A 17,164-nucleotide genomic window follows, 5' to 3' on the forward strand; every position below is an offset into this window, starting at 1 on the left:
GCGATAGAGCGCTGGTTTTGCTACTTTTGCCGTTCGAACTGCTATTTCTAATGATTGTTTTCATCAACGATTGCCCAATCCGGCTGATTGGCCCCAAAGCGGCTGCACAACTTACCAAGCGTACAGGTCAAACGTTTACTGATTACGACCAAATTGTGGATGCCCGACTGGAATCTTTAAAACAGGATTTCCTGCATGGTCATCTGCTGATACTGAACTCAAACCCTGCTACAGTTAGTCGATTGCTAACGCTGCTACAGAAAGCCAATGTTAGCCAGTTGCTGTCCATTACGCTGGGTTGCCAGAATAAAGAAGACTGCGAAGCGGCTATCAAAAAGCCGTTCAAAGTGATAAAAGCCGCTGGTGGGGTGGTCTTTAAAGACAATAAGATGCTGCTTATGTTCCGACGGGGAGTCTGGGACTTACCCAAAGGTAAGTTGGATGATGGGGAATCATCAAGACAGGGGGCAGCTCGCGAAGTGCAGGAAGAAACCGGTGTTCGTGTATCGGTCGGTGAGCGTATCTGTACGACCTGGCATACGTATAACCTCAACGGAAACCGAATTTTAAAACGTACCAAGTGGTATCGGATGGGTGTGCTGGATGATAGCCGAATGACTCCACAATTCGATGAGGATATTGAAAAACTCGCTTGGCTCGATCAGCGGGAAACCCAGCTGGCGCTCACAAACTCCTTTAGCTCAATTCGCTACGTAGTTGATTCAGTCAACGAATCACTACGCAGGACGTAGTAAATCTCAGCTATTGATTAATTACTTTCTCCAACTGATACGGCAGAAACGGATCAACTTTCTGCCCGTAACGGTGTAAATCCCTGATAATGCTCGAGCTGATCGGAGCGAGATGGGGTGAAGTAATCAGAAAAACCGTTTCGACTTCTTCATAGATATATCGGTTCACTTGCGAGATACCGTTTTCATACTCGAAATCTGTCGTGTTCCGCAATCCACGTAGCAAAAACTTTGCACCGATCGTCCGGGCTACATCGGCGGTTAAGTCATCGTAATTAATAACCCGTACCTCCGGGTATTGCTGAAAAGCCTCCTCGATCAGTTGAGTCATTTGCTCCAGCGAGAAGTAACGCTCTTTACGGGCGTTACGTCCAATACCAATCACAACTTCATCAAACAGCCGCAAACCACGTAGTACGATATCCTCGTGACCTTTGGTGAACGGATCGAACGAACCAGGAAATAGAGCAATTCTTTTCATAAATAGAGAAAGAGCGAATAAATGCTCCAAGTTTTCACTTACTCGCTCATCAAACCTAACCCGTATAAACTTAAATATCGATGGCTAGGCAAATCGTTGAATTCGGCGGAACGACTCAAGCCGGAAGGCGCTTGTCCAAACGAAAGATGTGGCAGAAAGCGGCTTAACTCTGTGTATGCATCGGCAAAAGGGGTAATTTCGCCATACAGCGAAACCGCAATATCCTTCGGATTCAGGCTCTGCTCATCCAGCACATAAAGCATGTAATACGCTAAATCCTGGACGTTTTTATACCCAAAGCGATTACAATAGTGTAATCGGTGCCCCTTCCGATGAATGGCCGTTACGAGTTCATCTTCAAAATATAAATAAAGACTGTCAGACGTTAATACGTGTCGGTCTACATCGGCAGTTGCCTGAATCAGGGCACTAATCTGATGGACGTAGGTTAAAGGCTGAAGCGGGTACACTTCCGAAAAATAGTCGGCTAGTGGATGTTCCAGGTTGAAAACCGACAGAAATGCCTCTTCTTCATGTCCATACGCCTGGGCAAATTCATGAGCCGGTAACGAACTACCGCGCATGAGAGCTAAATAACTACTAGCATATTCTTTCCGGTAGAGCGATTTAGGCACCAGCGTAAACGATGCCGAATTGACCCCAATACGTATCTCTTGCCAGGGTCCGGACGATAATACGGAATGATCGCGAAATATATTGGGCAACATTCCCGTCAAAGGCTGATTTGTCAATAATGATGGGAATGCGTAATCCTCAAGATACACTACCCGCCCCCGATGGTCCTGTACCAGAAACCGAAACCGATCTCGTCCTACTTCCAGACACAAAACCGATTTTTCAGTATGCGCAGGCTCGAACGCGTTAGAGCGGATGGTTACGGTGGGGGCAAGGGTCACAGTGGTTTGCACAATTCGAATAACTAATGATTGGGCGCCGGAATGCGTAGTAAACCTACTAAAAAGTCAGCAATCTATATCGATTATCTACAAAGAGACATGCAATTACCTCTTCGTTTTATTCAACGAAGGTATCCTCTTAAGCGAAATACATCATCGAGCGACTCACAGTATCGAAACAGCGCATGTACTTCCTCGGGTGGGTAGCTCTTAATTTCCTCAAAACTCATCAGTCGAACTTCCTCAATAATTTGTCCAGCCAAACTCATTTCAGGATCAAGTCCCTGCCGAAGCGAGCCCCCCGTTACGTTCACTGTAAAAAACAGTTCTATGGCGTGCAGGGGAGGCTGCATAAATTCATTAACGAACAGCATATCGCCAATTTCGACTTCCAGTCCTGTTTCCTCCAGAAATTCCCGAATCAGTGCGTCAGGAGCTTTTTCACTGAATTGCGCACCACCTCCCGGTGGACACCAGAACGTATCAGTGGGTCCTATTCCCCGATGTCTGACCATTAACAAACGGTCGTCTTCGCGGTACAAGCCACAAACCCGTAATCGAAGGCGATTACCGTATAATTTACGTACTTCCTCGCGGGGCTGATCTATATCCACTGTTTGCGTCACAATAACTAGCTGTTTGAGGGACGCAAAGGTAAGGAAATTATACATGTATGATTTCTAATGCCTGATAGAGGATGCATGAGCTATGTTATCAACCCAAATCATACATTCTCTATCAGGCATCATACATCAATACGGGCTTCCTGAAATATAACTTTCCAGTGAATCGATACGTGTTTTCTGATCGCGGATGATGGCGCTCACTACGTCGTTGATCGAAATTATTCCGATCAGCTTTTCTTCATCCATAACAGGCAGGTGGCGTATGTGCTTATCCGACATAATCATCATGCAGTCATCTATACTCTGATCGGGCGCAATCGTGATCACGCTAGCCGTCATTACGTCAGCAATTCGCGTATCATCAGAATGGCGATCTTTTAGAATTACCTTGCGGGCATAATCGCGTTCGGAGAAAATACCAGTCAGGGCGCCTTCATCAATTACCAGGACAGCGCCGATATTCTTCTCGGCCATGAGTTTAAGCGCATCCAGTACCGTTTGAGACGACGAAACTGAATACAGAGCGTTAATTTTTTTACTTTGAAGGATTTGGCGTATATTCATGATGGAGAGCGGTTTAGCAATGGGTCAATATATAAAAAAAGGGGAAGGAAGAAAATAAGGAACCAAAAAATAGTAAAAAACACCTGTTAATTCTCCTATTTTTTCCTTGCTCGTTTTTTCGTACCTTTAGGTATATGAATGAGACCCAAACGGCCGCTCATTTGCTGGCCAAACGCTTTCCCTTTAAGCCTACCGCCGGTCAGCTACAGTTTTTCGAACAGATTGGCGCGTTCATTACGCACGAAGATTTTGAGCATTACCGTGATTGTTTTCTGCTGCGTGGCTACGCCGGAACCGGTAAAACTACTCTGGTCGGTACGCTCATAAAAGTACTCCCTCGTTTTGGTTATAAATCTGTGTTGCTTGCCCCTACCGGGCGAGCCGCCAAGGTTATGACCAATTACGCCAAAAAACCAGCCCAGACAATTCACCGAAAAATTTACCGGCAGGTAGCCGATCCGGGTTCAGGAACACTGGCCTTTCAACGCCAGAAAAATTACCACGAAGATACGCTGTTCATTGTCGATGAGGCTTCGATGATTTCTGACGAGGCAGATTTTGGCGGTAAAGGTTTATTGACTGACTTAATTGACTATATTTTCGAAAATCCGGGCAACAAATTAATGCTCGTTGGCGATACAGCTCAGTTGCCTCCCGTTGGTCGGGAATTGAGTCCTGCACTGGACCGGGGGTTTCTGGCTAGTTCCTTCGACATGAAGGTGTATGAGCAGGAACTAACCGAAGTTATGCGGCAAGATGAAGAATCAGGTATTTTGTACAATGCTACTGGGTTGCGGATGCTACTGGATGAAGCTTCACCCACACCTAAAGCGGTTGGCTTTGATGCGTTGCTAGACGACAATTCATCCGTATCTTCCGCCAATATACCTGATATTCAACTGAATGTACGGTCGTTTCAGGATGTTTATAAAATGCCGCTTACCAAGCTGGAAGATGGTATCCGATACGCGTACGATAAATACGGTCGCGAAAATACGGCCATTATTTGCCGCTCGAACAAGATAGCGGTTCAGTATAATCAGTTTGTCAGGCGCATGATTGACCAGTGCGAAGAGGAACTGGACGCCGGCGACATGTTGATGATTGCCCGGAATAATTACACTGTCCTTGACGAAGAGTCTCCGGCAGGTTTTCTGGCTAATGGTGAGTTTGCCGAAGTGCAGAAGATCCGGAATAAAGAAGAGATGCACGGCTTTCGGTTCGCTACCGTTACGTTGCGGCTGGTCGATTACGAAGATCAGCCCGATTTCGACGCTAAAATCATGCTCGATACGTTGCACACGCCCGTACCGTCGTTAACCTCAGATCAGTATAAAGCGCTCTATGAAAGTGTCATGAAAGATTACTTTTATATCAAGAGCAAGAAGGAACGGGCCGAAGCTATTCGTCGTGATCCATACCTGAACGCCTTACAGGTGAAATTCGCTTATGCGCTTACATGCCACAAAGCGCAGGGTGGCCAGTGGAGCGCTGTGTTTATTGACCAGGGTTTTCTGCCGGAAGGTCAGGTAAACGACGAGTTTGTACGCTGGCTTTACACAGCCCTGACCCGCGCAACCGACGAAGCCTACCTGATGAATTTCAATCCGCAGTTTTTTACTTAGGTCGGTTTGCGTGCGTTATTGGGCCTGGCAAACTATGAACCAAGTTTAAGGTTTGTAGTTGTAGTTTATAGTTATCTATGGCTTTTTTGAAATCAGGTAACGTAATTACAAATTATAAACAGCTATGTCCATTGAATGGATTATGAGCGCCTGTATTGGCGTTGGTCTGGCCGCCTGTTGCGGGTTTAGAGTATTTGTCCCCTTATTGGTCGCTAGTGTTGCCACCAAACTGGGGTTTATCAGCCCAGTAACGGGATTTGAGTGGTTCAGTGACTGGCCCACATTAATTGGGCTGGCCGTTGCTACGATCTTTGAAATAGGCTCCTATTACATTCCCTGGCTCGATAACTTTCTGGATACCATAGCTACACCGGCATCTGTTGTTGCCGGTACGCTGGTCAGTACGTCCTTCCTGAATATCGACATCCCCGCCTTTCAGTGGGGCTTAGGCTTAATACTTGGAGGAAGTTCGGCGGGTATTATTCAGGCAGGTACCAGTTTACTACGTATGGGCTCGTCGGTCACGACCGGCGGATTTGCGAATCCAGTTTTGGCGACGGGTGAGAACGTAGCGTCGGTTGGCCTGTCGCTATTTACGATCCTGGTTCCTTTAATAGCCGTTGTTATTATCGGTCTCATTCTACTTTTTATTATCGGCCGTTTAATAGCCCGGCGGAAAGTCTGGTTCACCCGTGCTTCCAAGGCTGGCGCACCGATCAGCAAAATCCCTCGCAGTAGTAACGGACAATCTTAGTCCCCACAAACAGAACGGGCTACCCAGCTGGGTAGCCCGTTCTGTTTGTATAGCAAAGGCTACAGCATATAATTACAACGTAGCAACCGTCCGTTTGACAAAAGCCGTCAAATCAGCCCCCGTCAGCATATTTTGCGAAAGCAACGCCAGATCGTACACCTGCTTCACGAGCGATTTCTGCGCATCGGCATCCGTTTCTGCCAGAATTTTACCGATCAGCGGATGGTTCGCATTGACCACTACGTTGTGCATAACCGGCATATTTCCGTAGAAAGACTGCTCACCCGATAACGCCGACATATCTTTCATGCGACGCATAAATTCTGGCAGCGTAATCGTAACAGGCAATTCGTCAGTTGGCTGGGCTTCAACGCTTACGTTCAGCATCTTATTGTCCAGTACCTGATCAAATACGTCCTTCAGTTTCGTTTTATCATCTTCCGAAAGAACACTTTCGTTGTTTAACCCTTTATCGATCAGTTTGTCGAGCGTATCGGCGTCAACACGCTGGAAACGTACCTTTTCAAGTTTCTGCTCCAAGGCATTAATGAAGTGCGCATCGATCACATTATCGAGTTGGAGGACATCATAACCACGACGCGTTGCCGACTCAATATAGGCATGCTGTTGCTTTGTATCAGTCGTATAAAGCAGCACCAGCGATTCGTTTTTGTCGGTCTGATTGGCCTGGACTTTCTCGCGATACTCGTCAATGGTAGCATAAGTTCCCTCGGTATTTTTGAGCAGCACAAAGTTTTTGGCTTTCTCCCAGAACTTGTCGTCGCTCAGAATACCGTATTTGATAAATAGGCCGATATCATCAAATTTCTCTTCAAACGCTTTTCGGTCGGCGTTGAACAGTTCATTGAGCTTATCGGCTACTTTTCGAGTAATGTATCCATTGATTTTCTTTACGTTAGCGTCAGCCTGAAGGAAGCTTCGCGATACGTTCAGCGGAATATCAGGCGAGTCGATAACACCGTGCAGCATCATCAGGAAATCGGGCACTACGTCCTTCACCTCATCCGTAATGAATACCTGACGGCTATACAGTTGAATTTTCTCGCGCTGAAAACGAAGTTCGTTTTTGATACGCGGGAAGTACAAAATCCCCGTCAGGTTGAACGGATAATCCACGTTGAGGTGAATCCAGAACAACGGCTCCTCACTAAATGGGTACAGCTCACGGTAAAATGTCTTGTAATCTTCATCAGTCAGTTCCGACGGCGATTTCGTCCAGATCGGAGTCGTGTTGTTTACGACCTTTCCATCAAACTCAACCGCTACAGGCAGGAAACGGGCGTATTTATCCAGAATGCCCTGCAAGCGACCATTGTTCAGAAACTCCTCTGAATCAGGAGCAATGTGCAGAATAATATCTGTACCTCGTTCACTACGTTCAGCAGGCGTTAGTTCAAACTCAGTCGAACCGTCACAAACCCAGCGAGCTGCTTCGGCACCTTCTCTGTAGGATTTCGTAACGATTTCCACTTTCTCAGCCACCATGAAAGCTGAATAAAATCCCAGTCCAAAGTGACCGATAATCTGACCTTTGTCATCGGTTTTATCCTTGTATTTTTCCAGGAAATCTGACGCGCCCGAGAAAGCAATCTGGTTAATGTATTTTTTGATCTCATCGGCAGTCATCCCGATGCCATTGTCGCTAACAGTTATGGTCTTGGCTTCTTCGTTGAGTGATACCGTTACTTTTAGTTCGCCCAACTCACCACCAAACTCGCCAAACGAGGCTAACTGACGTAATTTCTGCGTAGCATCGACGGCATTAGAAACCAGTTCGCGCAGGAAAATCTCATGGTCGGAGTAAAGAAATTTCTTAATAATCGGGAAGATATTCTCGGTGTGGATCGAAATCTGCCCCTTTTCGTTCTGTACGGCTTCCATATAGTACGTAATAAAGTAAGGTTAATGATATAGTCGGATGATCTTCAAATCCTGTTCCACTACGTTCTTATCTGACAGATTGACAGTTCTATTTTTTCTCATTTCTACAACCCTTTTCACTGAATAGTGGTCTATACGTAAAAACAGAGTCATGAGAGTCAAAGTGCTTTGTTTATTCATCGGACTGGTCAGTTGTCAGCGAACAGAACTGGAAGGTACATGGCGTATCGAAGATGCTTACATCGCTGACAGTAGTCTTATTGCAGATGGTTGTGAAGATCATGTTGAACTCATGTTAGCTGATTCATTGGGCAATCACATGCGGTATAAACCTTCGGCTACTACGTTGCCAATATACAGACTGGCATTAAAAAGAATTCCACCAGCGCCCAATACGTCCCTGCGAGCCGTAAAGGTTATATTCATTGAAACTGGACGGCAAGTTGAACTACTATGTGGCTGGGGTTATAAGCCTAAAGTGGGTGAAATTGACCTGGTAGAGATCAGACCTCGCTGATAAGTCCGCTAAAAACGTTACAATTAAAAACAACAATTTCAATGATCCGACTCATACTATTTGCCTGGATGACACTCGTTTGGAGTTGCCAGAAAGAACCCGTCGCTCAGGCCGGGCCGGAACGTACTGAAGCGGCCTTCATCTTTGAAAATGGGCTAGCCTACGACGGTTGTGAAGAAATGGTACGGCTGGAAGCTGACAGCCTGCTAAATAAGTTTACAGGTTTTAAACCAAGCCCTGCTACGTTACCACTGGTTCAACAGGCACTGAAAGATGTTCCTTCAGGCCAGCATGGACGAGCCGTTATGATACGTTTCTTCGAAACGGGAAATCAAGTTTTTCTACAGTGCGGCTGGGGTAGTCGTCAGGAATTGCCGGAGATAGAGGTTTTGGAAATCAAGCCACGCTGATAGCTTAACTGAACAGGTACAGGAAATCAGTTGTTACGGGTGAGATGACTATGCAGCCATATACTGACATTTCTCTGCCCGAACTTGATACGTTACGTCGGCAACCCAATACAGCCGTCGTTGATGTGCGGGATGAGTGGGAATTTGACGAGTTTAACATTGGAGGGCTAAACATCCCGTTACCCGATATACGCGCCCGAAAAGCGGAACTTCTCCCCTACGATACGTTGATCGTTATTTGCACGAATGGCGTTCGGAGCCGGGTAGCCGCTAAGGATTTACTACGTCAGCCGGAGTTTCAGAGCACCTCAATCTACCATCTTCATGGTGGCATCATCGAAGCTGAAGACTAACTACGTAACGATGGTAAACCCAGGTTTGGCGGCCTGTTTTTCGACATGCGGCAGGTGAATTTGCAGTATATCATGAACATTCACCCGGATCAATTGACTTAACTGACTCAGCGGCAAATCGTTACGTTCCAGCCCGAAAGGTTCTTCAATTTCTTCGCCAATCATTTCCAGCCCTACCAGTACGTACGATGTCAGAATTACAGCGGGAATGGTCAGATAGCCAAACGCGGTAATAACGGTAAAGGGCAATAGGGCAACGTAGAGCATGATGAACAGCTTAATAAACAGCATGTACGAAAACGGAATTGGTGTGCTCTTTATCCGTTCGCAGATCCCGCAGACATCCATCAGCGAGGTTAAGTACTGATTTAAGTTGATGTGTTGCGACTCCGAGATGTGGCCCTTGCGATACAGAGTCTCTGTTTTTACCCAGAGTTGATTTGATACGCCAGCAGGCTTATGATCAAAGTTTTTCAGTTCACGTCGCTCCCCTTCTTCAACCATATCCAGCTCGTCTACGCCGGACATATCGCGCAGGTGATTCTTAAGGGCAAACGGAAAATTAGCTATCGACTTAGCAAAAAACGCGCGACTTTCTGTATCTCCTTCTGGCAGCACCGCATTAAAAAAAATAGCCAGATTTCGACAGTTGTTGACTAATACGCCCCAGGCTTGCCGACCTTCGTAGAAGCGATCATAGGCCGTATTGGTCCGAAAAATAAGCAGCAGACTAAGCAGAATTCCCATTGCTCCGAGAAACGAAGTCGGCGTATCCTTAAATCGCAAATCTGTATAGTACATCTCGGCCACTGTTACCACTGTAACGTAAACCGCAACAACAACAAGTCTGCGTAGCAACGCTTTTGCAGTAGGGCCTGTGTGAAAATGCCAGATAGAAGGTAAAAGGCCTTTATTCTTGTAGAGAATCATTCGTGGGTTATTGCGAAACTTTCCATTATTCTATTATCGCAGTATGTAACTTCAGAGAAGGTCAAACAGTTATGGTTCCCGTAAAAACCCGCCTGGCTGGTCCAATCAGATAGATTGAATGGTATTGTCCATCAGGCCCTGAATGAAAAGATACGCTCAGGTTTCCGCCGATGGTTTGAATAGCTACCGGAGCCGACATATTTAATTGTTGGTGTGCTACCAGTGCAACGGCCGTTACGCCCGTACCACACGAATACGTTTCATCCTCAACCCCTCGCTCGTAGGTTCTGACAAACAGCGTGTGATCATCAATCACCTGTGCGAAATTGACGTTGGTTCCGCCCGGTTGAAAGGCTGAATCATACCGTAACGCCCGGCCTTCACTAACCACATCAAGCGATTCCAGATCGTCTACCGACCGAACTACGTGTGGAGAACCTGTGTTCAGGAATGTTATTCCATTTCGATCTTTGACTCCGGAAACATCACTCATTTTAAGAGATATCTCATCGCCAATCACCTCGGCAAGGTGTTCGCCATCAACAGCTATAAAGCGTGTTTTTGTTTCGAAAAGGCCTAAATCGTGGGCAAAGCGAACAATGCAACGGCCACCATTGCCACACATACTTCCCTCTGCACCGTCCGCATTGAAATACACCATCCGAAAATCATAGTCCGGATCATTACGTAGCAGGATCAATCCGTCGGCTCCGATACCGAACCGACGATGACACAACCGTTCGATCAACGCCTGATCAGAAGCCGGAAATGTTTCGTTACGGTCGTCAATCATGACGAAATCATTACCCGTGCCCTGGTATTTGAAGAAGTCGATAGTCATATAGAAAGTTGTAAAGTTGTAGGGTTATATAGTTTGTAGCCTGGTGTAATACCGATAACCATACAACATGATAACTCTGTAACTCATAAAAAAAGCCGCCGAAATAGGCAGCTTTCTTAAAATTGATACGGATTGAAGAAGCAATTAAGCTGCTACAGGTGCTTTTGCCTTACGTTCTTTTACGCGAGCAGCTTTGCCCTGACGACCACGCAGGTAGAATAACCGTGCCCGACGAACTTTGCCTAAGCGAACAACTTCAACCTTGTCGATGTTTGGCGACAGAACTGGGAAAATCCGCTCTACACCAACGCCGTTCGATACTTTGCGAACAGTGAACGTTTCGCCACCGCTGCTTGGGTTCCGGCGTTGAATTACCGTTCCCGTAAATACCTGAATACGTTCCTTATTTCCTTCGCGGATTTTAACGTGTACGTTCACCGTATCACCCGCCCGGAATGTGGGCAACTCGGTGCGACGCTGCGCGTTGTCTGCCTCCACTAATTTGATTAACTCGCTCATGACTGTATATAATCGCCAGATAAGTATTTGCGAAATGAGCCGCAAAGATAGCATTTTTCTCACTAGTAACAAACGATTTAACAGGAATAGACAGTTTTTCCCGTTCATACTGGTTATTTTTTCTTAACCTTTTCTGTCTGATACTGCCCCATCCTGTCAGCTTTGTTGTCCTACTGTTGTCCTGCGATTAGCGTATAATTTGCTGATTTCGTCGATTGCTTCCTGATCAAACTGCTCTTCATAATCCCGGGTTGTTTTTATATCGGAATGCCCCAGCGCTTCCTGACGGGTTTCGAGTCGAACCCCTGACCGGCGAAGCATGTCGGCAAAACTGTGACGCATGACGTGCGGAGTAACCCGCTTTTCTAGCCCAACCTGCCGCCCTAACCGAATTATCTGCTGACGAGCCCGCTGTTTGGCGTTACGTAGATGGATAAACTGATCCTCGGTTGACAGCTTATCAAAATCGTCGGGCAGGTAGGGAAACAGGAACGCTTTTTTGGGACGAGGTTTACCCGCTTTATCAACCAGATACGGGGCTATCAATGCAACCGCTTCCTCATCCAGTAAAACGCTCATTGACTTTTTGTTTTTAGACGTCGTATAGCGAAGTCGATGCTGCTCTCCTTCAATGACGTAATTCTCGATCCGCCAGATGATCGCATCGCCTAGTCGGGCACCGTGGGCTAAATAAAGGGACATGGCCAGGGGCCGGGCGTGTTCGGTTGAGGTAACAGCCTTACGGCCACCGGTATGCTTTTTCTCGGCGGGTACACTGGCCAGCTTTTGAATCTCTTCATCCTGAAGCCGGTCCACTTTCTTACGGACGGATGCGGCCGTAATGCCCCGCATGGGAAACTTTTCGTAAGAAACCAGCCCCGCATCAGCAGCCTCGTACAAGACATGCCGTAGCTTACCTAAGTACGTTGCTACCGAGTTGCGCGAGTAACGGGTTTCCAGCCACGCTTTTAAATCCAGAATGTCGCGTTTGTTGAGCTTACCCAGCGTCCAGTATCTTTCATCAATCTGTTCATCGGGAAATGTATCGGCCAGCGCGTAAACTGAACGCAAATACAACCGCAGTACTTTTATCGTCGATTCATAGACACCTACCGTTTCCAGCTTGCCTAGATCGTCGCCCGCTTCATTACGTCGTTTCTGGATATGATCGGCAAAGTACGGCAGTAACTTGTCCGGAAAGCCGCCCCGTTCAACGTACTGTCTAACGTCGGCCGCTGAATAATCCAGATCCCGCTTTTCAAAGAAAGCAATGGCTGCTTCAGCTTTCTGGTACGCATCGTAAATACGGGCGTTGTATAGCTTACAATCCCGGTAGGATTTGCGAATCCAGTTTTCTTTCAGCTTGGTACCATTTTCGTTAAAATCCTTCTCGGTAACCTGGAAGGGTAAGGCCCAGAAAGCGCTTTGCCGATCCTTGGTAATGCGGATGCGAATAACCCGCTCCCCGTCCCGATTGGGTTCGTATTTTAACCGGACGGCAAGTGTCGGCTTTCCCATTAGTGTACTTACTTAAAGAGTAGATCTTTCAAATAATGTCAATACAGTTTACGCATGCCATTACTGATTCAGCAGTTTCTTTTTCTGAGCGTCAAACTCTTCCTTGGACAACACGCCATCATCCATCAATCTTTTTAGTTTGATCAGTTCATCGGCTACACTGAATGCTTGTTGAGGCGGCTGAGCGTAGGCTTGCTGAAACTGTACAGGTGGAAGGATTTCACCAGCTTCAATAGCGTTTTCGATCTCAACCTGATAGCGCACCAGCCCCCCTACCCCAACTATGGCCACAGCGGTAAAGCCTGTCTTTTTGGTGCCGATGGTACCCAAATCTTTGATGACAACCCGCTTATCAGCATACATACTGGGTAGGTACTGTTTAACCAGATTTCCATTGAAGTAGGTAGCGGATAAGCCAGCTGGATTTTCGTAGAGAAAGGCTAAGGCTTTGTCGGGCATAGTTCCTCGGCCTAAAGACAAGGTATCACCCGCTTTGATAATCCAGCCGTTTAGCCCTGTTTGGTAGCCGTATCTAAAATCAGCAGCATATAGCTTTCTGCCATTCAAATCAGCCTGAGTGATTGGGGTTGTTCGGTCCTGAGCGTATAAGGAGCCACTAACTAAATAAGCAATCAATAAAATGTATTTCATAGTCGAGTAATTAATACTTGTACTTATTGGACAATTGTCCGTTATTTATAGACAATTGGGGCTACTTATAAAATCACCACCATTTTAGTAATTTTCCAATGGTGCCTATCGCTGCCCCCAATCCACCAATTATTACTGAAACATATTTAATCTTGTCCCAAATGGTGTGGTCTGATTTTTTTGTCGCGTTTGCAACCGGCTGGTTTTGCTGTGGATTATTTTTTATAGTTGGCGATTCACTATTCAAAAAATCTCGACCTTGAGTTACCCCTGTATTATTGTCACCAATTATTGCGTTTCCACTCACACGAATGGACCCTTTTTTGTCATGTTCTTGCTTACTGACAAGCTCTCTCCAGTTATCAAAGCCGCCTGCTTCAATGCATTGATAACCTTTCTGAGTAAGACGATATGTGTTTGAGTAAGGGGTTATTAAATCAAAAGCTATTGATTTTTTAACTGCATTCCTGAATAGGTCGGTAACATCATTGTGTAAAGCAATTAGCTCGCCGTTATTCAAGTCGTCTAGAATTTCATCAATTTGCTCAGATTGTGTCATTTGTTATTTTAGGGTGTATTGTGGCACTTAATGCCGCCAGTCACGTTCGACTTTCCAGATAATATACAACTCGTATACTTCTGAGAGTCGTACATCAAAATCGGGAAAGTGATCTTTGTCGGGGTTGGACGAAGCGCAGGTTATTAACCCTTCTTTGACGTCGTGCTTGATGATGCGTTTAATAAAAACGCCGTCCTGATGCACGATGATGTAATCCCTGCCTGTGCCATTGATGTACAGCCGACTTTGCCAGAAGTCGCGTTCAACTTCACGGCCGACTACTATATCTCCTGCGTAAATAGCCTTACGGCCTCCATCATCCATGCTATCGCCACGGACTACAAATGCTCGATATCTGCCTTTGTCGCGTTTAGGCAGAACAATAGAATGCTTAGGCAACTCTTCAATGTATTCAGAATCTTTCCAGCCGTGTGGATAGCTGGCATATGCGTACTCATCTACTAACGGAATGGTCATCAGCACCATTCCGTTGTCCAGGTCGCGAAATTCGCTGCCTGACACCGTACGCGTTACCTCCGTTTCATCAACAATTGAGAGCGGAGTCGCTTCGGAAGTATATGCCTCGCTAAGCGGCGCATATACTTCAGCGCCCAGTAATATATTCCCTTTACCGGTATTCCACCATTCAAGGTTCACACCTGCTATATTGATTATATCTTTTATCGTTCTGCTTTCTGGCTCAACGCGATTATTTTCATACGCTGACAGATTAGGTTGCTTAACACCTATCAATTCGGAAAACTGACTCTGTTTCAACCCTTTAGCCTCTCGAATTAGCTTCAGCTTCTCCCCTGTTTTTGCCCAATCCATTCTACTAAATGAATATCTTTCATAGCTGGGCATATAATTTATATGTCCAGCTATTGCTTTTCTATATGTTGAAGCATATATTTGCATAGCACTTGAATGATTGTTTATAGCAAATATATGCACCACAATGATAAGTAAAGGCAAGCAATTAAGCAAACGGTCAAAGGAACTGTCAGCGCGGTTTAAAATGGCTTATGAGCGGTTAAGCTTCACCCAGCGGCAAGCTGTTAAAGTTTCGTTCTGCAAGGCTCATGGTGTAACTGAAGGCACGTTCCGCAATAAGACCGGCGGCAATAACCCGGTTTCGGAAACCGAAGTGGAATGGATGGAAGCCTACAATCCATACGCACAACCATTAGCCGCCTAAGCCATGAAAGTACCTAGCTACGAAGAATTTATAGCCTTGCAGAAGCAAGTAGACCAGTTGCAACGGGAAATCCAGTTTCTGATTAAATCGGGTGGTCAGTGGATGGATCGTAAACAAGCTATGCAGGCGCTCCGCTGCTCAGAATCAACCCTGCATCGACTCATGCGACGAGGTGAGCTGCCGTATCGACACGAAGGCAAAAAAACACTCTTCGATGCGGATGGCGTCCGGGCTTACATCCAGTCAACCCGCGTTAGCAGCGAATCAGCTGATCAGCGGCTACTGGCTGCCCTGCATACATCACCTGTACGGATACATAATCAAACGATATCCTGATGGCGTCGGCCATTGGGGGAATGGTGTGGATAGAAACTAGAAACGTAGTGGGCATTTGCTCACTACGGATTCTCTCCCACCAAAAAGACAAAACCTCAGCGAGTGCCGAGGTCTGTACGGATACATAATCAAAGAATTCAATCCAAATCTATGCAATCCACCCTGATTCAACAACGATTCGCCATCGCTCAGGCCATTTTAGCGAAACCCGAAAGCGAGATGATTACCCTCGCGCAACTGGACGAAGAACAGAATTTCGATCCGCTCGATGCACTGATTGGCAAACTGGCCGGTCCGCACTGTAAATCGATTGTGTTCTTCGACGATAACCGCAAACGCGGCTGCCGGGCGCTGGAATACGAAGTCAGAACGGCCGTGTACAATGGCCGTGTCGACCGTGACGAAGACGGTGCATACGCTGATACCAGTGAAGTTCGGGAAATCATCTCGGTTCCGGTTCACGACGAAATGACGATTCAGCAGATTGCGGACAAAGTGGTTGCTGAGGTTCGGGGTATTGACTGCAACTGTTTCGCATGAAAACGCTCGGCCTGTATTTGCTCTATCTGCTGTTTAAGCTGCTCGAATTCCTTCGCTTCTGCGTCTATCTGATCTATTGCTACCTGCGCTATTACGTACTTCGACGATTCCGTCAACGCTTTCTAAATTCTTAATCATCATGGAAATTATCAAAGAAGTCCTCCAGCTCTGGGGGCTCGTTTCGCTGGTTGGATTGCTGGTTTTTTGTCTGGTTTTTGGCCGGACGACGTACGACTTTTTGCGCGATGAGGGGCTTTGGGATTGGCCCGTCTGGATGTATAAACTTCGTCGCTGGTGGTGGCTGAAAGGGGGTACTACAGCGATTGATGTCGCATTCATCATTGCAATCATGGGTCTGTTCTGGCTTGGCTTAATTATTACGCAGCCATGACAACTGATCACAATCCCCTACCAACCGCCCGCGCCTGTGCGATCAACTTTGTACTCGCGCACGGTGATGAATTACCGGGTGGTGAACACTGTGACGCTCTGACGAATCTTTTCACGGACGTACTGCTACAGTTTGACCGGGTATTCGGTATGGGCTGGCGCCATCAGTCCAACCGCGACCGCTACCGAATTGCGTTCATTGTCGCTGGCACGGTGCTACAGACGCAGCTAACGATGCTACACGTACGGCTCGATGCAGCGGCTAGGTTCGGCTGGAAAATCGAATTAGCCCGGTTGATTCTCAACTACATGCAGGATCGGTACGGCTACGATCATTCGCTATCCTGCCTGATCGACCACTATATGCTGGTTAACCGAGCGATTGACTATCTCCCAAACTAACCATGGCCTATAAACCCGAATCCGAACCTGAAATGGGCGTACTACTCTCGCTCGTGTTTATGGCTGGCTGCATCGTCGCCTGTGTCGCTGGCTGTATCTGGCTGGCCGTTAAGTACCTGTTTTAGTCTTATCGAGAGTTATGAGTGGATACGAATTATCGCGTCGCTGGTGGGACTTTGCCTTCAAATATCAGGACGAGCGAACACCTACCCATGCCGCTCTTTATTTCTGGTACATGGAGTTTGCCAACCGCTGCTCATGGCCACAAGTCTTTGAAATGGCACCGCAATACGCGATGACGGCAATTGGTGTATCCTCCTACAATACGTACAAAAAAGTATTCAAGGATTTGTGCGATTGGGGTTTCGTTCGCCTGGTT

The 17,164-nt window shown here is 46.6% G+C and carries 26 protein-coding genes; 14 read left to right on the forward strand and 12 right to left on the reverse strand.

The annotated features are described in order from the left end of the window. Positions 1–50: 50 nt before the first annotated feature. A complete protein-coding gene (locus ACOJS8_RS20055; protein ID WP_420150331.1) occupies positions 51–752 on the forward strand; it encodes an NUDIX hydrolase in 702 nt (233 codons plus the stop codon). Between the two features lie 10 nt (positions 753–762). Here the strand turns inward: ACOJS8_RS20055 and coaD are convergent, their stop codons facing one another. The 4 genes from coaD to ACOJS8_RS20075 form a co-directional block, all read right to left on the reverse strand. Further along, positions 763–1,233, reverse strand: a complete 471-nt coding sequence (gene coaD, locus ACOJS8_RS20060; protein ID WP_420150332.1) for a pantetheine-phosphate adenylyltransferase — start codon at positions 1,231–1,233, stop codon at positions 763–765. Positions 1,234–1,271: 38 nt separating this feature from the next. Then, entirely contained in the window at positions 1,272–2,162 is an 891-nt protein-coding gene (locus ACOJS8_RS20065) for a DUF3822 family protein (RefSeq protein WP_420150333.1), read from the reverse strand. 110 nt (positions 2,163–2,272) lie between these two features. Further along, positions 2,273–2,821, reverse strand: a complete 549-nt coding sequence (locus tag ACOJS8_RS20070) for an NUDIX domain-containing protein (protein ID WP_420150334.1) — start codon at positions 2,819–2,821, stop codon at positions 2,273–2,275. 81 nt (positions 2,822–2,902) lie between these two features. Beyond that, a complete protein-coding gene (locus ACOJS8_RS20075) occupies positions 2,903–3,340 on the reverse strand; it encodes a CBS domain-containing protein (protein WP_420150335.1) in 438 nt (145 codons plus the stop codon). Positions 3,341–3,474: 134 nt separating this feature from the next. Between ACOJS8_RS20075 and ACOJS8_RS20080 the strand changes: the two genes are divergently transcribed. Then, a complete protein-coding gene (locus ACOJS8_RS20080; RefSeq protein WP_420150336.1) occupies positions 3,475–4,965 on the forward strand; it encodes an ATP-dependent DNA helicase in 1,491 nt (496 codons plus the stop codon). 124 nt (positions 4,966–5,089) lie between these two features. Further along, positions 5,090–5,719 carry a DUF4126 domain-containing protein gene (locus ACOJS8_RS20085; protein ID WP_420150337.1) on the forward strand — a complete coding sequence of 210 codons (630 nt, stop codon included), beginning with the start codon at positions 5,090–5,092 and terminating at the stop codon, positions 5,717–5,719. Between the two features lie 72 nt (positions 5,720–5,791). Here the strand turns inward: ACOJS8_RS20085 and htpG are convergent, their stop codons facing one another. Further along, positions 5,792–7,621, reverse strand: coding sequence for a molecular chaperone HtpG (gene htpG / locus ACOJS8_RS20090; protein ID WP_420150338.1), 1,830 nt, complete (start codon positions 7,619–7,621; stop codon positions 5,792–5,794). 151 nt (positions 7,622–7,772) lie between these two features. On the opposite strand from htpG, the gene ACOJS8_RS20095 reads away from it, so the two are divergent. The 3 genes from ACOJS8_RS20095 to ACOJS8_RS20105 are packed head-to-tail and all read left to right on the forward strand — an operon-like array spanning position 7,773 to position 8,901. Continuing rightward, a complete protein-coding gene (locus ACOJS8_RS20095; RefSeq protein WP_420150339.1) occupies positions 7,773–8,138 on the forward strand; it encodes a hypothetical protein in 366 nt (121 codons plus the stop codon). Between the two features lie 41 nt (positions 8,139–8,179). Further along, positions 8,180–8,548, forward strand: a complete 369-nt coding sequence (locus ACOJS8_RS20100) for a hypothetical protein (RefSeq protein WP_420150340.1) — start codon at positions 8,180–8,182, stop codon at positions 8,546–8,548. A 44-nt stretch (positions 8,549–8,592) separates the two neighbouring features. Continuing rightward, positions 8,593–8,901: a rhodanese-like domain-containing protein gene (locus ACOJS8_RS20105; protein WP_420150341.1), complete on the forward strand. Its 309-nt coding sequence runs from the start codon at positions 8,593–8,595 to the stop codon at positions 8,899–8,901. Here the strand turns inward: ACOJS8_RS20105 and ACOJS8_RS20110 are convergent, their stop codons facing one another. The 7 genes from ACOJS8_RS20110 to ACOJS8_RS20140 all read right to left on the reverse strand — a co-directional run bounded on the left by ACOJS8_RS20110 (position 8,902) and on the right by ACOJS8_RS20140 (position 14,837). After that, positions 8,902–9,831, reverse strand: coding sequence for a bestrophin family protein (locus ACOJS8_RS20110; RefSeq protein ID WP_420150342.1), 930 nt, complete (start codon positions 9,829–9,831; stop codon positions 8,902–8,904). It lies immediately after the preceding gene. Between the two features lie 61 nt (positions 9,832–9,892). Then, positions 9,893–10,672, reverse strand: coding sequence for a diaminopimelate epimerase (dapF, locus tag ACOJS8_RS20115; protein WP_420150343.1), 780 nt, complete (start codon positions 10,670–10,672; stop codon positions 9,893–9,895). Positions 10,673–10,816: 144 nt separating this feature from the next. After that, entirely contained in the window at positions 10,817–11,191 is a 375-nt protein-coding gene (gene rplS, locus ACOJS8_RS20120; protein WP_420150344.1) for a 50S ribosomal protein L19, read from the reverse strand. Positions 11,192–11,347: 156 nt separating this feature from the next. Continuing rightward, positions 11,348–12,709, reverse strand: coding sequence for a tyrosine-type recombinase/integrase (locus ACOJS8_RS20125; protein ID WP_420150345.1), 1,362 nt, complete (start codon positions 12,707–12,709; stop codon positions 11,348–11,350). A 60-nt stretch (positions 12,710–12,769) separates the two neighbouring features. Further along, positions 12,770–13,360: an SHOCT domain-containing protein gene (locus ACOJS8_RS20130; RefSeq protein ID WP_420150346.1), complete on the reverse strand. Its 591-nt coding sequence runs from the start codon at positions 13,358–13,360 to the stop codon at positions 12,770–12,772. Positions 13,361–13,433: 73 nt separating this feature from the next. Then, on the reverse strand, positions 13,434–13,919 hold the full coding sequence (locus tag ACOJS8_RS20135) for a hypothetical protein (RefSeq protein ID WP_420150347.1): 486 nt from the start codon (positions 13,917–13,919) through the stop codon (positions 13,434–13,436). Positions 13,920–13,946: 27 nt separating this feature from the next. Further along, a complete protein-coding gene (locus ACOJS8_RS20140; RefSeq protein ID WP_420150348.1) occupies positions 13,947–14,837 on the reverse strand; it encodes a LexA family transcriptional regulator in 891 nt (296 codons plus the stop codon). A 40-nt stretch (positions 14,838–14,877) separates the two neighbouring features. Here ACOJS8_RS20140 and ACOJS8_RS20145 point away from each other — a divergent pair, with 40 nt between their 5' ends. The 8 genes from ACOJS8_RS20145 to ACOJS8_RS20180 all read left to right on the forward strand — a co-directional run. Continuing rightward, positions 14,878–15,117, forward strand: a complete 240-nt coding sequence (locus ACOJS8_RS20145; protein WP_420150349.1) for a hypothetical protein — start codon at positions 14,878–14,880, stop codon at positions 15,115–15,117. Between the two features lie 3 nt (positions 15,118–15,120). Then, positions 15,121–15,453, forward strand: coding sequence for a helix-turn-helix domain-containing protein (locus ACOJS8_RS20150; RefSeq protein ID WP_420150350.1), 333 nt, complete (start codon positions 15,121–15,123; stop codon positions 15,451–15,453). Between the two features lie 150 nt (positions 15,454–15,603). Then, complete coding sequence (locus ACOJS8_RS20155) at positions 15,604–15,993, forward strand: hypothetical protein (protein ID WP_420150351.1); 390 nt, start codon at positions 15,604–15,606, stop codon at positions 15,991–15,993. Next, complete coding sequence (locus tag ACOJS8_RS20160; RefSeq protein WP_420150352.1) at positions 15,990–16,127, forward strand: hypothetical protein; 138 nt, start codon at positions 15,990–15,992, stop codon at positions 16,125–16,127. The genes ACOJS8_RS20155 and ACOJS8_RS20160 overlap by 4 nt, the downstream gene beginning before the upstream one ends. Positions 16,128–16,132: 5 nt before the next feature. Then, a complete protein-coding gene (locus tag ACOJS8_RS20165) occupies positions 16,133–16,384 on the forward strand; it encodes a hypothetical protein (protein WP_420150353.1) in 252 nt (83 codons plus the stop codon). Beyond that, complete coding sequence (locus tag ACOJS8_RS20170; RefSeq protein ID WP_420150354.1) at positions 16,381–16,785, forward strand: hypothetical protein; 405 nt, start codon at positions 16,381–16,383, stop codon at positions 16,783–16,785. Before ACOJS8_RS20165 ends, ACOJS8_RS20170 begins: the two co-directional genes overlap by 4 nt. 2 nt (positions 16,786–16,787) lie before the next feature. After that, positions 16,788–16,910: a hypothetical protein gene (locus ACOJS8_RS20175; RefSeq protein ID WP_420150355.1), complete on the forward strand. Its 123-nt coding sequence runs from the start codon at positions 16,788–16,790 to the stop codon at positions 16,908–16,910. A gap of 14 nt (positions 16,911–16,924) precedes the next feature. Beyond that, on the forward strand, positions 16,925–17,164 hold a 240-nt coding region (locus ACOJS8_RS20180; protein WP_420150356.1), incomplete at its 3' end, for a hypothetical protein.

Source organism: Spirosoma sp. (assembly GCF_048594605.1).
GTDB lineage: Bacteria > Bacteroidota > Bacteroidia > Cytophagales > Spirosomataceae > Spirosoma.

Bases quoted from the DNA above. Each gene is read 5' to 3' on its own strand.
- ACOJS8_RS20085 (WP_420150337.1), top strand. From the start codon at position 5,090: ATGTCCATTGAATGGATTATGAGCGCCTGTATTGGCGTTGGTCTGGCC.
- ACOJS8_RS20155 (WP_420150351.1), top strand. From the start codon at position 15,604: ATGCAATCCACCCTGATTCAACAACGATTCGCCATCGCTCAGGCCATT.
- ACOJS8_RS20175 (WP_420150355.1), top strand. From the start codon at position 16,788: ATGGCCTATAAACCCGAATCCGAACCTGAAATGGGCGTACTACTCTCG.
- ACOJS8_RS20140 (WP_420150348.1), bottom strand. From the start codon at position 14,837: ATGCAAATATATGCTTCAACATATAGAAAAGCAATAGCTGGACATATA.
- ACOJS8_RS20100 (WP_420150340.1), top strand. From the start codon at position 8,180: ATGATCCGACTCATACTATTTGCCTGGATGACACTCGTTTGGAGTTGC.
- ACOJS8_RS20135 (WP_420150347.1), bottom strand. From the start codon at position 13,919: ATGACACAATCTGAGCAAATTGATGAAATTCTAGACGACTTGAATAAC.
- ACOJS8_RS20170 (WP_420150354.1), top strand. From the start codon at position 16,381: ATGACAACTGATCACAATCCCCTACCAACCGCCCGCGCCTGTGCGATC.
- ACOJS8_RS20130 (WP_420150346.1), bottom strand. From the start codon at position 13,360: ATGAAATACATTTTATTGATTGCTTATTTAGTTAGTGGCTCCTTATAC.
- ACOJS8_RS20080 (WP_420150336.1), top strand. From the start codon at position 3,475: ATGAATGAGACCCAAACGGCCGCTCATTTGCTGGCCAAACGCTTTCCC.
- ACOJS8_RS20165 (WP_420150353.1), top strand. From the start codon at position 16,133: ATGGAAATTATCAAAGAAGTCCTCCAGCTCTGGGGGCTCGTTTCGCTG.
- dapF (WP_420150343.1), bottom strand. From the start codon at position 10,672: ATGACTATCGACTTCTTCAAATACCAGGGCACGGGTAATGATTTCGTC.
- ACOJS8_RS20150 (WP_420150350.1), top strand. From the start codon at position 15,121: ATGAAAGTACCTAGCTACGAAGAATTTATAGCCTTGCAGAAGCAAGTA.
- ACOJS8_RS20125 (WP_420150345.1), bottom strand. From the start codon at position 12,709: ATGGGAAAGCCGACACTTGCCGTCCGGTTAAAATACGAACCCAATCGG.
- ACOJS8_RS20105 (WP_420150341.1), top strand. From the start codon at position 8,593: ATGACTATGCAGCCATATACTGACATTTCTCTGCCCGAACTTGATACG.
- ACOJS8_RS20095 (WP_420150339.1), top strand. From the start codon at position 7,773: ATGAGAGTCAAAGTGCTTTGTTTATTCATCGGACTGGTCAGTTGTCAG.
- htpG (WP_420150338.1), bottom strand. From the start codon at position 7,621: ATGGAAGCCGTACAGAACGAAAAGGGGCAGATTTCGATCCACACCGAG.
- ACOJS8_RS20055 (WP_420150331.1), top strand. From the start codon at position 51: ATGATTGTTTTCATCAACGATTGCCCAATCCGGCTGATTGGCCCCAAA.
- ACOJS8_RS20160 (WP_420150352.1), top strand. From the start codon at position 15,990: ATGAAAACGCTCGGCCTGTATTTGCTCTATCTGCTGTTTAAGCTGCTC.
- ACOJS8_RS20075 (WP_420150335.1), bottom strand. From the start codon at position 3,340: ATGAATATACGCCAAATCCTTCAAAGTAAAAAAATTAACGCTCTGTAT.
- ACOJS8_RS20070 (WP_420150334.1), bottom strand. From the start codon at position 2,821: ATGTATAATTTCCTTACCTTTGCGTCCCTCAAACAGCTAGTTATTGTG.
- ACOJS8_RS20110 (WP_420150342.1), bottom strand. From the start codon at position 9,831: ATGATTCTCTACAAGAATAAAGGCCTTTTACCTTCTATCTGGCATTTT.
- ACOJS8_RS20145 (WP_420150349.1), top strand. From the start codon at position 14,878: ATGATAAGTAAAGGCAAGCAATTAAGCAAACGGTCAAAGGAACTGTCA.
- rplS (WP_420150344.1), bottom strand. From the start codon at position 11,191: ATGAGCGAGTTAATCAAATTAGTGGAGGCAGACAACGCGCAGCGTCGC.
- coaD (WP_420150332.1), bottom strand. From the start codon at position 1,233: ATGAAAAGAATTGCTCTATTTCCTGGTTCGTTCGATCCGTTCACCAAA.